1 pseudogene is annotated in these 1,022 nt (G+C 70.1%); it reads left to right on the top strand.

Annotation, left to right across the window (positions count from 1 at the left end):
• Positions 1-1,022 (top strand): annotated as a pseudogene (locus tag ACYQ2W_RS26370) (RHS repeat-associated core domain-containing protein); the annotation flags it as partial.

The following is a 1,022-nucleotide window of genomic DNA, read 5'->3' as shown; positions in this document are numbered from 1 at the left end:
CGACGGCCGCACCGTCCGCTACGCCTTCGACGCGAGCGGCAACCTCAGCGAACTCGCCACCCCCAACGGCGATCTCCACCGCTTCGACTACGGCCCCCGAGACCAGGAGAGCGCCTATACCCCACCCGAGCTGGCGGCGGACAGCGACCCCGCCACCCGCTACACCTACAACCTCGACCGCCAGCTCACCGCAGTGCAGCGCCCCGACGGCCAGATTCTCTCCCTGGAGTACGACGACGGCGGCCGCCTCAGCGCCCTGCACCGGCCCGCCGGCACCACCACCTACCAATATGACCCGGCCACCGGCCACCTCACGACAATCACCGCCCCCGACGGCGGCCAGCTCACCTTCAGCTACGACGGCCCGCTGCTCCTCAGCGAGCAGTGGAGCGGGTTGGTAAACGGCGCCGTCGCCCGCGTCTACGACAACAACCTGCGGATCACCGAGCGCCGCGTCGGCGATGTCGCCATCCCCTTCTCCTACGACGACGACGGCCTGCTCACCGCCGCGGGCGACCTCACCCTCGCCCGCGACCCGGCCAACGGCCTGCCCACCGGCACCGCCCTCGGCGCGGTGACCACCGCGCGCAGCTACAGCGGCTTCGGCGAACTCGCCTCGGAGAGAGCGGAGGCCGGCGGCCTCCCCCTAATGGAGACCACTTATACCCGCGACGCCCTCGGCCGCATCACCGAGAAAGTGGAGACCGTCGACGGGATCACCCACGACGAGCGCTACACCTACGACGACGCCGGCCGGCTCACCGAGGTGGAGCGCGACGGGCAGCTCACCACCTACAGCTACGACGCCAACGGCAACCGGCTGAGCCGGGAAGGGCCGGACGGGGTGGAGAGCGGAGTCTACGACGCCCAGGACCGCCTCACCCACTACGGCGATGCAGACTACGCCTACACCGACAACGGAGAGCTGGCGAGCCGCACCGACGCGAGCGGCACCACGCTGTACGCCTACGATACCGTCGGCAACCTGACCAGCGTGACCACCTCCAACGACGTGGTCATCA

The sequence above is a fragment of the Endothiovibrio diazotrophicus genome (assembly GCF_054657215.1).
Note: the sequence above shows the minus strand (reverse complement) of the source record. Positions and strands in the feature narration are given on the sequence as shown.